General features: G+C 43.7%; 16 protein-coding genes. 15 read left to right on the forward strand and 1 reads right to left on the reverse strand.

Annotated elements, in window-relative coordinates:
* The first annotated feature begins 6 nt into the window (after positions 1–6).
* From INT76_RS00670 to galE, 12 genes are all read left to right on the forward strand, one after another.
* Positions 7–381 (forward strand): MmcQ/YjbR family DNA-binding protein, encoded by a 375-nt coding sequence (locus INT76_RS00670; RefSeq protein ID WP_212571083.1) that lies wholly within the window; start codon positions 7–9, stop codon positions 379–381.
* A 138-nt stretch (positions 382–519) separates the two neighbouring features.
* Positions 520–1,269 carry an alpha/beta fold hydrolase gene (locus INT76_RS00675; protein ID WP_249116161.1) on the forward strand — a complete coding sequence of 250 codons (750 nt, stop codon included), beginning with the start codon at positions 520–522 and terminating at the stop codon, positions 1,267–1,269.
* A gap of 18 nt (positions 1,270–1,287) precedes the next feature.
* The gene (locus INT76_RS00680; RefSeq protein ID WP_212571087.1) at positions 1,288–2,097 is read left to right on the forward strand and encodes a purine-nucleoside phosphorylase; all 810 of its coding nucleotides are present in this window, start codon (positions 1,288–1,290) and stop codon (positions 2,095–2,097) included.
* 84 nt (positions 2,098–2,181) lie between these two features.
* Positions 2,182–2,895 carry a purine-nucleoside phosphorylase gene (deoD, locus tag INT76_RS00685; RefSeq protein WP_212571088.1) on the forward strand — a complete coding sequence of 238 codons (714 nt, stop codon included), beginning with the start codon at positions 2,182–2,184 and terminating at the stop codon, positions 2,893–2,895.
* Between the two features lie 154 nt (positions 2,896–3,049).
* Complete coding sequence (locus INT76_RS00690) at positions 3,050–5,314, forward strand: glycogen/starch/alpha-glucan phosphorylase (protein WP_212571090.1); 2,265 nt, start codon at positions 3,050–3,052, stop codon at positions 5,312–5,314.
* A 293-nt stretch (positions 5,315–5,607) separates the two neighbouring features.
* Positions 5,608–6,744 carry a radical SAM family heme chaperone HemW gene (gene hemW, locus INT76_RS00695; protein ID WP_212571092.1) on the forward strand — a complete coding sequence of 379 codons (1,137 nt, stop codon included), beginning with the start codon at positions 5,608–5,610 and terminating at the stop codon, positions 6,742–6,744.
* Between the two features lie 21 nt (positions 6,745–6,765).
* Entirely contained in the window at positions 6,766–7,494 is a 729-nt protein-coding gene (locus INT76_RS00700; RefSeq protein WP_212571093.1) for an acyl-ACP thioesterase domain-containing protein, read from the forward strand.
* Complete coding sequence (locus tag INT76_RS00705) at positions 7,491–8,111, forward strand: NUDIX hydrolase N-terminal domain-containing protein (RefSeq protein ID WP_212571095.1); 621 nt, start codon at positions 7,491–7,493, stop codon at positions 8,109–8,111. The genes INT76_RS00700 and INT76_RS00705 overlap by 4 nt, the downstream gene beginning before the upstream one ends.
* 10 nt (positions 8,112–8,121) lie before the next feature.
* Positions 8,122–8,895 (forward strand): TIGR01457 family HAD-type hydrolase, encoded by a 774-nt coding sequence (locus tag INT76_RS00710; RefSeq protein WP_212571097.1) that lies wholly within the window; start codon positions 8,122–8,124, stop codon positions 8,893–8,895.
* Positions 8,885–9,502 carry a TIGR01906 family membrane protein gene (locus tag INT76_RS00715; RefSeq protein ID WP_212571099.1) on the forward strand — a complete coding sequence of 206 codons (618 nt, stop codon included), beginning with the start codon at positions 8,885–8,887 and terminating at the stop codon, positions 9,500–9,502. The genes INT76_RS00710 and INT76_RS00715 overlap by 11 nt, the downstream gene beginning before the upstream one ends.
* A gap of 111 nt (positions 9,503–9,613) precedes the next feature.
* Positions 9,614–9,790: a 30S ribosomal protein S21 gene (gene rpsU / locus INT76_RS00720; protein WP_000048054.1), complete on the forward strand. Its 177-nt coding sequence runs from the start codon at positions 9,614–9,616 to the stop codon at positions 9,788–9,790.
* A 72-nt stretch (positions 9,791–9,862) separates the two neighbouring features.
* Positions 9,863–10,876 carry a UDP-glucose 4-epimerase GalE gene (gene galE, locus INT76_RS00725; protein WP_212571102.1) on the forward strand — a complete coding sequence of 338 codons (1,014 nt, stop codon included), beginning with the start codon at positions 9,863–9,865 and terminating at the stop codon, positions 10,874–10,876.
* 111 nt (positions 10,877–10,987) lie between these two features.
* On the opposite strand, the gene mscL is transcribed toward galE, so the two are convergent.
* The gene (gene mscL / locus INT76_RS00730; RefSeq protein ID WP_212571104.1) at positions 10,988–11,350 is read right to left on the reverse strand and encodes a large conductance mechanosensitive channel protein MscL; all 363 of its coding nucleotides are present in this window, start codon (positions 11,348–11,350) and stop codon (positions 10,988–10,990) included.
* A 159-nt stretch (positions 11,351–11,509) separates the two neighbouring features.
* Here mscL and dnaG point away from each other — a divergent pair, with 159 nt between their 5' ends.
* The 3 genes from dnaG to INT76_RS00745 all read left to right on the forward strand — a co-directional run bounded on the left by dnaG (position 11,510) and on the right by INT76_RS00745 (position 15,080).
* Positions 11,510–13,300, forward strand: a complete 1,791-nt coding sequence (gene dnaG, locus INT76_RS00735; protein WP_212571106.1) for a DNA primase — start codon at positions 11,510–11,512, stop codon at positions 13,298–13,300.
* 2 nt (positions 13,301–13,302) lie between these two features.
* Positions 13,303–14,424: an RNA polymerase sigma factor RpoD gene (rpoD, locus tag INT76_RS00740; protein ID WP_212571108.1), complete on the forward strand. Its 1,122-nt coding sequence runs from the start codon at positions 13,303–13,305 to the stop codon at positions 14,422–14,424.
* A 332-nt stretch (positions 14,425–14,756) separates the two neighbouring features.
* Positions 14,757–15,080 carry a metal-sulfur cluster assembly factor gene (locus INT76_RS00745; protein WP_212571110.1) on the forward strand — a complete coding sequence of 108 codons (324 nt, stop codon included), beginning with the start codon at positions 14,757–14,759 and terminating at the stop codon, positions 15,078–15,080.
* The last annotated feature ends 186 nt before the right edge of the window (positions 15,081–15,266 follow it).

Here is a 15,266-nt window from a genome sequence, read left to right on the forward strand (position 1 = left end):
GCTACTATGTCAGTTGAAGAAAGGGTTGAATTTTGTATAGCTCAGGGGAATAAACTAGCAGGTGCCCAAGTTTACTATCGTGAAGATTGGGATTGTTACTATTTTGATATTGCAGGCAAGTATTTTGGTTTGCTGTCAGCAAAGTCTGGGGGAGAAAGTTTTATCACTTTGAAAAATTTACCCGAGGTAAATGAAGAACTGAGGGCAAGCTATCAAGCTATCCGACCAGGTTATTACACCAATAAAGTTCATTGGAATTCCATTGATTTGACTTCGGGTGAGATTGGTAAAGAAATGCTAGCCTCACTCATTATAAGCTCCTACCAACTCGTGGTTAGCAAGCTGCCAAAAAAGGTTCAGGCAACCTTATTGGAAAAATGAAGAATATTATGACCATTTTAGAAAGGAATGTTCAATTAAGTAGATGCAAATATTCGCTTAACTGAATACGGGCTAAAAGTACTAGAAAATATGTTTTATCATGCTAAGAATAAAGTTTTATCTTTTCAGGGAATTAAAATGGATTACATTCATTTCGGGAAAGGGGTGAAGCCGCTAATTCTTATCCCAGGATTGAGCACTGAGAGGCTTAGAGGGAAAGCATTCCAGATGGCATATTTCTACCGTCTTTTTGCTAAAGATTATCAAGTATTTTTATTTGATCGTAAAGATGAAGTTAGTGAAGGGTATACTATTTCGGATATGGCAGAAGAAGTGGCCCAAGCTATGTCAGTTCTCCATATTGAAAATGCGGATGTAGTTGGTGTTTCTCAAGGAGGAATGATTGCACAAATTTTAGCAGTGAATTATCCGTCGTTGGTGAACAAATTAGTTCTAGGTGTCACAACTATGAAAGCAAATGACACCGTTTACCAGACTATTGGAAATTGGATAGAATTGGCCGAAAATAGAGACAGGAAAAAAATGGTAGTAGATATGATGGAAAAAGTCTATTCTGAAACTTATATTAGCCACCATAGAGCCCTTATTTGGTTGATGTCAAAGTTCATGAAGGTAAAAGAGTTAGATCGCTTTATCATTCTCGCAAGTTCGATACTTAAATTTGATAACTCTTTGGATGTGCCACAGATCAAATGCCCAGTCTTTGTAATTGGCGGTAAAGAAGATAAGGTTGTCGGTGGAGAGTCATCGCTTGAATTAGCAGACAAACTTAACTGTGACTATTTCATCTATGAGAAACTTGGTCATTCAGCTTATATTGAAACAAAGGATTTTAATAAACGAATTTTACACTTCTTATCATCTTAAATATTAAAAGGAGACAACATGTCACTATTAGAAAAAATTATTGAAACAAAAGACTTTTTGGTCGAAAAAGGATTGACAGAGGCTGAGTTTGGTCTGATTTTGGGATCAGGCCTGGGTGAACTGGCAGAAGAAGTGGAAAATGCCATTGTCATCGACTACGCCGACATTCCAAACTGGGGCAAATCAACAGTTGTCGGCCACGCTGGAAAACTGGTTTATGGGGACTTGGCAGGACGTAAGGTCTTAGCTCTACAAGGACGATTCCATTTCTATGAAGGAAATCCAATGGAAGTCGTAACCTTCCCAGTTCGTGTCATGAAGGCCCTGGGCTGTCAAGGTGTCATTGTCACCAACGCAGCAGGCGGTATCGGCTACGGCCCAGGTACCCTGATGACTATTACAGACCACATCAATCTGACCGGTCAAAATCCGCTGATTGGCGAAAACTTGGAAGAATTTGGTCCTCGTTTCCCAGATATGTCCAATGCCTATACCAAGGAATACCGTGAAAAAGCCCATGCTATTGCTGAAAAAATGGGGATCAAGCTAGACGAGGGTGTCTATCTGGGTGTGACCGGTCCGACCTATGAAACTCCTGCTGAAATCCGTGCCTTTCAAACCATGGGAGCCCACGCTGTTGGGATGTCAACCGTGCCAGAAGTCATTGTGGCAGCCCATTCAGGACTCAAGGTCCTGGGCATCTCAGCCATCACCAACTTTGCCGCTGGCTTCCAATCCGAGCTCAACCACGAAGAAGTGGTCGAAGTCACCCAACAAATCAAGGGCAACTTCAAGGGTCTAATTAAGGCAATTTTGGCGGAGTTGTAAACTAACACGAAGTGAAGTTCGAGTTCTACTCATTTGAACTGGAGCTCTCCTTTTATCCGATTTCAAAACGAAAGGTAATAATAAATGTCAATCCATATTTCCGCAAAACCAGGCGACATCGCTGATAAAATCTTGCTTCCAGGAGATCCTCTCCGCGCCAAATTTATTGCAGAAAATTTCCTAGAAGATGCTGTCTGCTTCAATGAGGTTCGCAACATGTTTGGCTACACTGGAACCTACAAGGGCCATCGTGTTTCTGTCATGGGAACAGGAATGGGCATGCCCTCCATCTCCATTTATGCCCATGAACTGATTAACGAATACGGTGTAAAAAAACTAATCCGTGTCGGAACTGCAGGCTCTCTCAACAAGGATGTTCATGTCCGCGAACTGGTTTTGGCGCAAGCTGCGGCTACCAACTCTAAGATGATTAATATCGACTGGCCAGAATACGATTTGCCACAGATTGCTGACTTTGACCTTTTGGACAAGGCCTACCATATCGCCAAGGACCTGAACCTGACCACCCACGTTGGGAATGTCCTATCATCAGACAGTTTCTATTCTCCAAAGCTCTTCAGCCGCAACATTGAACTGGGTCAGCTGGGAGTAAAAGCAGTGGAGATGGAAGCAGCTGCTCTATATTATCTGGGAGCTAAGTTCGGCGTTCAAACCCTGGCCATCATGACCATCTCTGATAGCTTGGTTAATCCAGAAGAGGACACAACAGCAGAAGAGCGTCAAAACACCTTTACGGATATGATGAAGGTAGGCTTAGAAACCCTGATTGCTGAGTAATCCTTGTTATATAGCAGATGACGAACCATTATAGACCTTTGCCTATAATGGCTTGTCTTTTTTACGAAAATGGGGTATAATAGGGAAAACGTTTCCAGTTCTTGTCTGAAACGTTTCTGATTCTTTACGATATTTATTCAAAGGAGACCTATCCGTGATTAACTTACAAAATTTTGTGCAGGCCATGTATGCCAAAAGAATTGAAGACTGTTCTGATCAAGAACTTTACTATGCTCTACTGGCCCTGTCCAAGCACCGCAGTGAAGCTCAGTATACCAATGAGCAAAAGAAGAAAGTTTACTACATTTCTGCTGAGTTTCTGATTGGGAAACTCTTGTCCAACAACCTGATTAACCTGGGCATCTACGATGAGGTTAAGGGGCAGTTGGCTGCTGCTGGCAAGGACTTGTTGGCCATTGAAGATGTGGAGATGGAACCATCTCTAGGTAACGGTGGCTTGGGCCGTCTGGCTGCCTGCTTCTTGGATTCGATTGCCAGCCTTGGCCTCAATGGGGATGGTGTTGGTCTCAACTATCATTTCGGCCTTTTCCGTCAGTTGTTCCAGTACCACCAACAATCTGCTGTGCCAAACGAGTGGATTACTCCCCGTTCATGGCTGACAGAGTCACCAATTTCTTACAAGGTGCCATTTGCTAACTTCACCTTGACATCTAAACTCTATGACATTGACGTTCCAGGCTACAAGACTGAGCGTAAGAACCGCCTCCGTCTCTTTGACTTGGCCTCTGTTGATGACAATATCATTGACGATGGTATCAGCTTTGACATGGAAGATATCTTCCGCAACCTGACCCTTTTCCTCTATCCAGATGATTCCACAGATCAAGGTAAGATTTTGCGGATCTTCCAGCAGTATTTCATGGTGTCCAATGCGGCTCAGCTTCTGATTGACGAAGCGATTGCCAAGGGTTCCAATCTCCATGATTTGCCAGACTACGCAGTGGTTCAAATCAATGATACCCACCCATCGCTGGTGATTCCAGAGTTGATTCGTCTTTTGGAGCTGCGTGGCATTGATTTCGACGAGGCTGTTCAAATTGTTAAAAAGATGACGGCCTACACCAACCACACCATCTTGGCAGAAGCCTTGGAAAAATGGCCACTTGATTTCTTGAACCGTGTCGTACCGCATTTGGTACCATTTATCGAGGAATTGGACCGCCGTGCAAAAGAAGTGAAAAATGATCCTGCGGTCAATATCATTGATGAACATGGCCGTGTACACATGGCCCACATGGATATTCACTACGGCTATTCTATCAACGGTGTTGCAGCTCTCCACACAGACATTTTGAAATCTTCTGAGCTGAAGGCCTTCTATGACCTTTACCCAGAAAAATTCAATAACAAGACCAACGGTATTACCTTCCGCCGCTGGCTCATGCACGCCAACCCTAGCTTGGCCCACTATTTGGATGAGTTGATCGGTCATGGCTATCACCACGATGCTTCTGAGTTGGAACAACTCTTGAACTTCAAGGACAGTCAAGACTTCAAAGAACGTTTGGAAGAAATCAAGCAGCACAACAAGCGGAAGTTGCAACGCCATATCTTGAAAAACCAAGGTGTTGAGGTTAACCCTGAGTCTATCTTTGACGTTCAAATCAAGCGTATGCATGAGTACAAGCGCCAGCAGATGAATGTTCTTTATGTCATCCACAAGTATTTGGACATCAAGGCTGGTAACATTCCTGCCCGTCCGCTGACTGTCTTCTTTGGAGGTAAAGCTGCACCTGCCTACACCATTGCTCAGGACATCATTCACTTGATTCTGGTCTTGTCACAGGTTATCAAAAATGATCCAGAAGTGGCTCCACACTTGCAAGTTGTCATGATTGAGAACTACAATGTCACTGAGGCAAGCTTTATCATTCCTGCGGCAGATATTTCTGAGCAAATTTCCTTGGCTTCTAAGGAGGCGTCCGGTACTGGTAACATGAAATTCATGCTCAATGGTGCTTTGACCATTGGTACCGATGACGGTGCCAACGTGGAAATTCACGAATTGGTAGGCGATGACAATATCTACATCTTTGGCCAAGACAGTCAAACGGTTATTGACCACTATGCAAATGGAACCTATCATCCATATAGTTTCTATGAGCGCGACAGCATTCGTCCTTTGATTGACTTTATCACCAGTGATGTAGTCCGTCATGCTGGGGGCATCGATGAGCGTCTCTGGCGTTTACAGGACAACCTCAAAAATAACGACTACTTCATGACCTTTCTTGACTTGGAAGACTATATCCAAACCAAGGAACGCATGCTGGCAGACTATGAAGACCGAAATAGCTGGCTGGACAAGGTTATTGTCAACATCGCCAAAGCAGGTTTCTTCTCATCTGACCGCACCATCGAGCAGTACAACCAAGACATCTGGCATTTGGAAAAATAAAACAGTCCGGGGGACTGTTTTATCCCGAGCCCAGAAACAAGAAAGCGAGGCCACAGTCCGGGGGATACAAACAGTTTGGGGAACTGTTTGTACCTGAGCCTTGAAACAAAAGAGCGAGGTACAGTCTAGGGATAGACTCTTTCAGCTGACCCTCTGAAAATTGGAAAAGGGCCATATATCCCGAGCCCAGAAATAGGACAGCGAGGCCACAGTCCGATAAAACCTGGAGCAATCCAGGTTTTTCTTTGTGTCCGATTTCTTCTGAAAATGAAACATTGTGCTATAATAGGTCTATGCAAAATCGTCCTACATCCGCCTATATTCATATCCCTTTTTGTACCCAGATTTGTTACTATTGTGACTTTTCCAAGGTCTTTATCAAAAATCAGCCTGTTGATGAGTATTTAAAGGCTCTGATGGAAGAGGTCCGTCATTATGAACTTCCAGCCCTCAAGACCCTTTACATCGGTGGGGGAACGCCTTCGGCCCTCTCGGCTGAACAGCTGGGTTACCTGTTGACCAACTTGGGAAATGAATTGGATTTTTCCCAGCTGGAAGAATTTACCATAGAGGCCAATCCAGGTGATTTGACGGCGGATAAGATTGCGGTTTTGAAAAAATCGGCCTGCAATCGGATTTCTTTGGGCGTTCAAACCTTTGACAATAAGATGTTGAAACGCATCGGTCGCAGCCACAATGAGAGCCAAATCTATGAAACCATCGATAGCCTCAAGGCCGCTGGTTTTCACAATATCTCCATCGATTTGATTTATGCCCTTCCTGGCCAGACCATGGACCAGGTCGTGGACAATGTAGCCAAGGCCCTGGCTCTTGATATACCCCATCTCAGCCTTTATAGCTTGATTTTGGAAAATCATACAGTCTTTATGAACCGGCAAAAACGAGGCCGGCTCTATCTTCCGGGAGAAGATGTCGAATCCGAGATGTTTGACTATATCCTGTCTGAATTGGAAAAACATAGCTTTGAGCATTACGAAATTTCCAACTTTACCAAACCAGGCTTTGAAAGTCGCCACAATCTCATGTACTGGGATAATGCGGAGTATTACGGCCTAGGTGCAGGAGCATCAGGTTATCTAAATGGCATGCGCTACCGCAATCGGGGGCCCATCCAGCACTATCTCAAGTCTGTCCGAGAAAAGGGGCACTCCCGCCTTCACGAGGAATATTTGACCCCAAATGAACAGATGGAAGAAGAGATGTTTCTTGGCCTGCGGAAGAAAACGGGTGTTTCCATTGCCCGCTTTGAAGAAAAATTTGGCCTGTCCTTCCAGGACCGCTATGGCCAGATTGTCCAAGGCTTGAAGGAAGAAGGACTTCTGCAGCAAGAAGGAGACCGCATCCGCATGACGAAAAAGGGCCTTTTCTTGGGAGACACGGTTGCGGAACGCTTTATTCTAGAAGAATAATCAGTAGATAAGGAGAAGATTATGGGACTGAAATACCAAGAACACTTTACTATTCCATTTGACATGGTTGATGTCAAACAAGAGTTAAAGCTACCGCCATTCATTTCCTATTGTTTGGGTGTATCAGGTAGACAGTCTGAGTCCATCGGGCGTAGCGATTTGTTCGTTTTCGATGAATACGGACTTATCTGGGTAGTAACAGATTATGAGTTGAGAATCAACCGTCTTCCCCGTTACAATGAAACCATCACAATCGAAACAGAAGCTGTTGCCTATAACAAGTTCTTCTGTTATCGGAAGTTCTTTATCTATGATCAGGATGGAGAGTTGCTGTTTGACTTGCTCTGTTATTTTGTATTGATTGATTTTGAAACTAGGAAGGTCAGCCCAGTTCCAGATGACTTGATAGCACCCTATCAGTCTGAAAAGGTCAAAAAATTGCAACGGGCACCTAAGTACAATGACTTGATCGATGCTGATAGCAAGGAGTTTACAGTTCGCTACTTTGATATTGATATGAACGGTCATGTCAATAATAGTAAGTACTTGGAGTGGATGTACGAGGCCTTGGACTATGACTTTCTTCTGGGGCATAAGCCAAAAAAAATGCAGCTGCGCTATGTGAAAGAAGTTTCACCGGGCGGAACGATTTTCTCACGTTTTGTAAAAGACGGTCTTGTCAGCCAGCATGAGATAGATTACCAAGGACAAATTCATGCTCAGGCTGTTATTGAATGGGAGAAGAGATGACAGAACAGGATAAATGGCTAGAATGGGCTGTTCGTTTGCAGGCCCTAGCACAGGCAGGCTTGGCTTATGGACGTGATGTTTACGACATTGAGCGTTTTGAGGAGATCAGGCAGATTGCTGCCGAGATGTTGGTTGAGCCTTCAGGACAGCCCCTTGAGGTAGTGAAGGAGCTGTTTTGTAAAGAAGTTGGTTACCAGACGCCTAAGCTTGATACTCGCGCAGCCATTTTTCAAGACGGAAAGATTCTACTGGTGCAAGAGAAAGATGGTCTGTGGGCCCTACCAGGAGGCTGGTGCGATGTGGATCAGTCTGTCAAGGACAATGTTGTCAAAGAAGTTAAAGAAGAAGCAGGGCTGGATGTGGAAGTGGAGCGGGTAGTGGCGATCTTGGACAAGGCCAAAAATAATCCTAGTAAATCAGCCATCCGAGTAACCAAGATTTTCCTTCTCTGCCGATGCCTAGGAGGAAGTTTTCAACCCAATATAGAAACCGTAGCTAGTGGCTATTTTGCTCTCGATAATCTTCCTGCCCTTTCACTAGCTAAAAATACTCCAGAACAGTTGGCCCTTTGCTTTGAAGCAAGTCAGGCCCAGCACTGGGAAACACGATTTGATTAAGGAGAAATGAGTGAATTACAAGGGATATTTAATTGATTTAGATGGAACCATTTATAAGGGGAAAAGCCGAATACCGGCTGGTGAGCGTTTTGTGCAGGAATTGCAGAAACGTCAGATTCCCTATCTGTTTGTGACCAATAACACGACCAGAAGGCCAGAAGCGGTGCAGCAGATGTTGGCGGAAGAGTTTAATGTCCAGACGCCTTTGAAGACCATTTACACCGCAAGTTTGGCTACGATTGACTATATGAATGACTTGGGGCGTGAAAAGACAGTCTATGTCATCGGAGAAGATGGTCTTAAATCTGCTATTTTTGAGGCAGGCTATGTAGAAAATCAAGAAGAACCAGCCTATGTCGTGGTTGGACTGGATACAGAAGTGACTTACGAGAAATTAGCAATTGCTACCCTTGCTATTGAAAATGGTGCCACCTTTATCGGAACTAATCCTGACCTCAATATTCCAACAGAGCGCGGCTTATTACCTGGGGCGGGTTCGCTGATTGCCCTTTTAGAGGCTGCGACACGGGTTAAACCAATCTTTATTGGCAAGCCAGAAGCAGTGATTATGGACAAGGCATTGGCCTTGCTTGGTACCGAGCGTAGCCAGACCCTCATGGTAGGGGACAACTATATGACGGACATTCGGGCTGGGATTGATAATGGCTTTCCAACTCTCCTTGTATTGACAGGCTTCACTAAAGCTGAGGAGGTGTCTGATTTGCCAATTGCTCCGACCCATGTTCTATCTAGTCTGGATGAGTGGAGGTTTGATGAAAACTAGATTACAACAGTTTGCGGTTATCCTCTCTATTCTTTCAGGAGCCATTCTAGCGACGATCTATCTTGCATGGCTTTTTTATCCAGTAGAAATCAATGTCTTGAACTTGGAAGGCATTGTCTATATGAAAGCAGCAGATATTTCTTACAACTTCAATGTCTTGCTTAACTACCTGACCAATCCGTTGGTGCAGGTACTTGAGATGCCAAATTTTTCGTCCTCAGCTGATGGACTTCATCATTTTGAACAGGTCAAATGGCTTTTCCATCTGACGCAGGCTATTTTTGTGCTGACAATACCTATTCTTGTGCTTTTTTTCAAACAAGTGATTCAGAAAGGGTACGGTCCTCTAGTTCAAAAGGGCTTTATTTGGGCAGCAGTACTGCCTATGCTAATCGGGATTTTGGGGTTGCTGATTGGTTTTGATGCCTTCTTTGTCCTTTTTCATCAGGTTCTCTTTGTTGGCGATAGTACCTGGCTCTTTAATCCTGCAACGGATCCAGTCATCTATATACTGCCGCAAGAATTCTTTTTGCATTGCTTTGTCCTTTTTTTCTTGATTTATGAAGTGCTATGTCTAAGCTTTGTCTGGTTAACTAGAAAAAAATAGTTTTCATTCACACTCTGAAAATTTCATGCGTGATTTGACAAAAAAAGATTGACAAAAAGTCGTAATAACAGTATAATGAGTAGGACTTTGAAATTGAGGGGAGTGAAAAATATGTCAAAAACAGTAGTACGCAAGAACGAATCACTTGATGATGCTCTTCGTCGTTTCAAACGTGCGGTTACTAAAGCTGGTACTCTTCAAGAAACACGCAAACGCGAATTCTACGAAAAACCATCTGTAAAACGTAAACGTAAATCAGAAGCAGCTCGTAAGCGTAAGAAATTCTAATTGTTATGAAAAACAGCTGCAAGGCTGTTTTTTGTTTATTTGTTGTGAGCCAACCATTTGGAGGAGCTAATTATGTCTATCTTAGTTACTGGTGGTGCTGGTTATATCGGTAGCCACACCGTTGTTGAATTGTTAAACTTGGGGCAAGAAGTTGTCATTGTAGACAATTTATCAAACTCCAGTCCTCTGGTTTTAGATCGCATCGAAGCGATTACGGGCAAACGTCCCGCTTTTTACGAATTGGATGTAGCGGATAAGGACGGCTTGCGTCAGATTTTTGCAGCTGAGAAGATTGAGGCAGCCATCCATTTTGCAGGCTATAAGGCGGTAGGTGAGTCGGTTGAAAAGCCGATTATGTATTATGAAAACAACATCATGTCAACCTTGGCTCTGGTTGAGGTTATGGCTGAATTTGATGTGAAGAAGATTGTTTTCAGTTCCAGCGCCACTGTCTATGGGCTCAATAATCCATCTCCTCTAGTGGAAACTATGCCAACCAGCGCTACAAACCCTTACGGTTATACCAAGGTTATGCTAGAACAAATTCTGCGCGATGTAGAAGTTGCAGATAACTCATGGAGCATTGCTCTATTGCGCTATTTCAATCCAATTGGTGCCCACTCTTCTGGCTTGATTGGGGAGGATCCGTCTGGTATTCCAAATAATCTGATGCCATTCATCGCTCAGGTTGCAGTTGGAAAGCGCCAAGAACTGAGCGTATTTGGTAATGACTACGATACAATAGATGGAACAGGTGTCCGGGATTATATCCATGTGGTTGATTTAGCTCTTGGGCATATTAAGGCTCTCGAAAAGATTGCTAACACCAAAGGTGTACATACCTACAATCTAGGGTCTGGGCAGGGAACCAGTGTGCTTGAATTGGTGCAGGCCTTTGAAAAGGTCAATGGGATTCCAGTTCCCTATAAGATTGTTGAACGCCGTCCTGGGGATGTGGCAACTTGCTTTGCCAATGCAGATAAAGCACTTGCAGAGTTGAATTGGAAGACAGAGAAGACGATTGAGGATATGTGTAAGGATACCTGGAACTGGCAGTCCAAGAATCCAAACGGTTATCGGGAATAAAAGAGTCTGAGAAAAAAGGCCTCAGCCCCTCAAAAGAATAAATCAGGTATGGGTTGCCCATACCTGATTTATTCTTGGAATAAAAAAACAGGCATAAAGCCTGCTCTTTCATTATTTGTTTTTCAACAAGTCGCGGATTTCTGCAAGAAGTTCTTCTTGAGTTGGACCAGCTGGAGCTTCTTCTTTTTTAGGCATTGCTTTTTCAGCAACCTTCACTACGAAGAAGAGTGAAGTACCGATAATCAAGAAGTTGATGATAGCGCTCAAGAAGCTACCGTATTTAACACCGTTCCAAGCAAGTTGTGCGATGTTTTCAACGTTTGCAGCTTTCAATGCTGGACTCAAAATGAGTGGTGTGATGATATCATTAACCAAAGAAGTGATGATAGCACCAAAAGCTCCACCGATAATCACAGCAACTGCCAAGTCAAGCACATTACCTTTAAACAAAAAAGCTTTCAAATCTTTCAACATATCCTAAATACGTCCTTTCATAATGATTTCTTTTCTATTATATACAAAAAATTACTTTTTACAAGTAATATGTCCTGAAAATTTTACTTTTTTGTCATTTTAGTATACAATATAAACTGTCGAATTGTGCTTAGACCTGCATTGGAAGGAGGTGGCGGATTGCTGAACAAAGATAAAATCAATGAGATTAAACAAGCGGTTAATATTGTCGATATTATTGGAGAATCCGTCGCACTAACCAAGGCTGGTCGTAATTATTTGGGGCTCTGCCCTTTTCATGGGGAAAAAACGCCCTCCTTCAACGTCGTGGAGGATAAACAATTCTATCATTGTTTTGGTTGTGGGAAATCTGGAGATGTCTTCAAATTTATCGAGGACTATCGAGGCATTTCTTTTGTGGACAGTGTGCAGGTGGTTGCAGAGAAGGCTGGTTTCCAGCTGGATATTCAGCCTAGTTTCTCCCCACAAGAGAAAAAGGAGCATCCTCATCAGGTTTTATACGACATTCATAGTGAGGCAACCAAGTTCTACCATGCTCTTTTGATGACGACCAAGATGGGGGAGCCGGCGAGAGCCTACTTGCACCAGCGTGGTCTGACAGATGAAGTGATGAAGACTTTCCAGATCGGTCTTGCACCGAGTGAGCCGAACTATCTGTTTCAAGGCTTATCGCAAAAATTTTCCGAAGCGGATCTCCTAAATTCTGGTCTGTTTAATGCGGCTGACAACAACCAAGTTTACGATGCTTTTCAGGGAAGAATCATCTTTCCTTTGACAGATGAGTACGGTCGAGTCGTTGCCTTCTCTGGTCGAATCTGGCAAGCGGCAGATTTAGCCAACAAGCAGATAGCCAAGTATAAAAATAGTAGAAGCACTGCTATTTTTAATAAGAGTTACGAACTATATCATTTGGACAAGGCAAAAGCGACGATTAAAAAGAGTCGCGAAGTCTATCTGATGGAAGGATTCATGGATGTGATTGCTGCTCATCGAGCAGGAATTGACAATGCAGTAGCTTCGATGGGAACAGCCTTGACGCGAGAACAGGTTCAACACCTATCTAAGTTTTGCAAGAAGGTTGTTTTGACCTATGATGGGGATGCAGCAGGACAAGCGGCAACTGTTAAGGCCTTGGAGGAACTGAAAGACTTCCAAGTGGAGATTGTAACCCTCCCTGACAATATGGATCCGGATGAGTTTATTGCTCGCCATTCAGAAGAAGCCCTAGAACAAGTCCTAACTAAGTCTAGGATTAGCGATGTTGAGTTTTTGATTCATTATCTAAAACCGGAAAATCCTGACAATTTGCAGATGCAGATTGAATTTGTAGATCAAATCGCTCCAATTATTGCAAAAACTGCCTCGATTACCGCGCAGAATTCCTATATCTACAAAGTGGCGGATCTGTTGTCTGATTTTGATTATGGTCAGGTGGAACAAGCGGTCAATACTGTGCGACTGCAACACAGACAAGAACGTAGTCAGCAGGTTTATCAGCAATCTAGTCCTACCTCGCCTTTGCAGGAACTTCCTCGTCAGTCAAAGATTACGAGTCTGATGCGGACGGAAAATCATCTTCTCTATCGGATGAAAGAACATGCCTATATTCTGAATAATTATCGCTTAAGAGAGGATTTTTACTTCATCACACCCGAATTGCAGACACTTTTTCTCTTGCTCAAGAAACATGGAGAAATCAGTTCCTATGACCTTGCCCAGCAAGACGAGGCTGTCCAACGTGCCTGGTATCGTGTCTTAGAAGAAAAATTACCAATCGAAATAGGCGAAAATGAGTTAGAAGAATTGGAAGAACGTCGCCATCGTGAATTGTTAAAAAAGGAAAGCCAAGCCAAAACGCGCCTTATCCGGGAACATTCCCATATTGGAAATGATGATTTAGCCCTGGATGAATTAGCACAACTGATTGCACAGAAAAGAAAAATGGAGTAATTATGACAAGCAAAAAAGCAGATAAAAAAACAGAAGTAACGACCTTTGATGTTCAAGTAGCGGACTTTATCCGCAACCATAAAAAGGAAGGTACAGCTATTGATGATGAAATCAATGACAAGCTGGTTATTCCATTTACTTTGGATGCTGATGGCATTGATGACTTGTTGCAACGCATTCAAGATGCAGGAATTTCAATTATTGATAAATCCGGAAACCCTAGTGCTCGCGTTATGCAAGTAGAAGAAGAACCTGAACTGAGCGATGAAGAGTTGCTGGGCAGCAATTCTGCCAAGGTCAACGACCCAGTCCGCATGTACCTGAAAGAAATCGGGGTTGTGCCTCTTTTGACCAACGAAGAAGAGCAAGAACTGGCCCTGGCTGTTGAAGCTGGGGATCCTGAAGCCAAGCAGCGTCTGGCAGAAGCTAACCTGCGTCTGGTGGTTTCTATTGCTAAGCGCTATGTAGGCCGCGGTATGCAGTTCCTAGATTTAATTCAAGAAGGAAATATGGGTCTCATGAAGGCGGTCGATAAATTTGACTACTCAAAAGGTTTCAAATTCTCGACCTATGCAACTTGGTGGATCCGCCAGGCCATTACCCGTGCCATTGCAGACCAAGCCAGAACTATCCGTATTCCTGTGCACATGGTTGAAACCATCAACAAATTGGTGCGGGAACAACGCAACCTCCTGCAAGAATTGGGACAAGACCCAACTCCAGAACAAATTGCAGAACGGATGGATATGACGCCTGATAAGGTTCGTGAAATCCTCAAGATTGCTCAAGAACCAGTTTCCTTGGAAACGCCAATTGGCGAAGAGGATGATAGCCACTTGGGTGACTTTATCGAGGACGAAGTGATTGAAAATCCAGTAGATTATACGACTCGTGTTGTTCTCCGTGAGCAACTGGATGAGGTCCTGGATACCCTGACCGACCGAGAAGAAAATGTCCTCCGCCTGCGCTTCGGACTGGATGATGGAAAAATGCGTACCCTAGAAGATGTGGGCAAGGTCTTCAATGTGACCCGCGAACGCATCCGCCAAATCGAAGCCAAAGCCCTCCGCAAGCTCCGCCACCCATCCCGCAGCAAACCACTCAGAGACTTTATTGAGGATTAAAAACCTCCGGGGGAGGTTTTTAACGGCCGCTTAGAAACACGAAAGCGGCCCAAGCCCAGTGGGCTATTTTAACCGCTCCCCTTGAAATGAGAAAGGGAGCGCCTCCGGGGGAGGTTTTTAACGGCCGCTTAGAAACACGAAAGCGGCCCAAGCCCAGTGGGCTATTTTAACCGCTCCCCTTGAAATGAGAAAGGGAGCGCCTCCGGGGAACCTTTTTAATGGCCGCCTAGAAACACGAAAGCGGCCAAGCCTACGGATAGGCTTTCTCAACTCGCTGCCTCATTTGGGTTCAAGGGGATTGTTGACGAATTGTGAATAAGAAAGAGAGAAAAATGGCGTATACAGAAGATCAAATTAAGGACATTCAGGAGCGTATTTTTCATGCTCTTGAAGAAGTTATCGATCCCGAATTGGGCATTGATATTATCAATCTCGGTCTGATATATGAAATTCGCTTTGTTGAAGGAAAGGCGGAAATTGACATGACCCTAACTACCATGGGTTGTCCTCTGGCAGATTTGATTACAGACCAAATTCATGATGTTCTCACCTCTGTTCCTGAGGTGACAGAAGTGGATGTTCGTTTGGTTTGGTCACCTGCTTGGACGGTGCAAAAAATGAGTCGTTATGCTCGGATTGCACTTGGAATTAAGTAATAGATAAAGCATAGTTTCGAACATTCGGAGCTATGCTTTTTGTAATATTTGGTATTTACGGAAATAATATCAGATTTTATACTTGTCAAACAGAAACATTCGTGTTACAATGAACAGGCCTAGGAAAAGTAGTGATACCTATTCTAGCAAATATCAGACCTATATGGGACAAAATCTTGTCATAAC

Source organism: Streptococcus oriscaviae, assembly GCF_018137985.1.
Lineage (GTDB): Bacteria > Bacillota > Bacilli > Lactobacillales > Streptococcaceae > Streptococcus > Streptococcus oriscaviae.

What these genes read in the sequence shown, in the direction of transcription:
- INT76_RS00670 (WP_212571083.1), top strand. Translation starts at nt 7, where the DNA reads ATGTCAGTTGAAGAAAGGGTTGAATTTTGTATAGCTCAGGGGAATAAA.
- INT76_RS00675 (WP_249116161.1), top strand. Translation starts at nt 520, where the DNA reads ATGGATTACATTCATTTCGGGAAAGGGGTGAAGCCGCTAATTCTTATC.
- INT76_RS00680 (WP_212571087.1), top strand. Translation starts at nt 1,288, where the DNA reads ATGTCACTATTAGAAAAAATTATTGAAACAAAAGACTTTTTGGTCGAA.
- deoD (WP_212571088.1), top strand. Translation starts at nt 2,182, where the DNA reads ATGTCAATCCATATTTCCGCAAAACCAGGCGACATCGCTGATAAAATC.
- hemW (WP_212571092.1), top strand. Translation starts at nt 5,608, where the DNA reads ATGCAAAATCGTCCTACATCCGCCTATATTCATATCCCTTTTTGTACC.
- INT76_RS00700 (WP_212571093.1), top strand. Translation starts at nt 6,766, where the DNA reads ATGGGACTGAAATACCAAGAACACTTTACTATTCCATTTGACATGGTT.
- INT76_RS00705 (WP_212571095.1), top strand. Translation starts at nt 7,491, where the DNA reads ATGACAGAACAGGATAAATGGCTAGAATGGGCTGTTCGTTTGCAGGCC.
- INT76_RS00715 (WP_212571099.1), top strand. Translation starts at nt 8,885, where the DNA reads ATGAAAACTAGATTACAACAGTTTGCGGTTATCCTCTCTATTCTTTCA.
- rpsU (WP_000048054.1), top strand. Translation starts at nt 9,614, where the DNA reads ATGTCAAAAACAGTAGTACGCAAGAACGAATCACTTGATGATGCTCTT.
- galE (WP_212571102.1), top strand. Translation starts at nt 9,863, where the DNA reads ATGTCTATCTTAGTTACTGGTGGTGCTGGTTATATCGGTAGCCACACC.
- mscL (WP_212571104.1), bottom strand. Translation starts at nt 11,350, where the DNA reads ATGTTGAAAGATTTGAAAGCTTTTTTGTTTAAAGGTAATGTGCTTGAC.
- rpoD (WP_212571108.1), top strand. Translation starts at nt 13,303, where the DNA reads ATGACAAGCAAAAAAGCAGATAAAAAAACAGAAGTAACGACCTTTGAT.
- INT76_RS00745 (WP_212571110.1), top strand. Translation starts at nt 14,757, where the DNA reads ATGGCGTATACAGAAGATCAAATTAAGGACATTCAGGAGCGTATTTTT.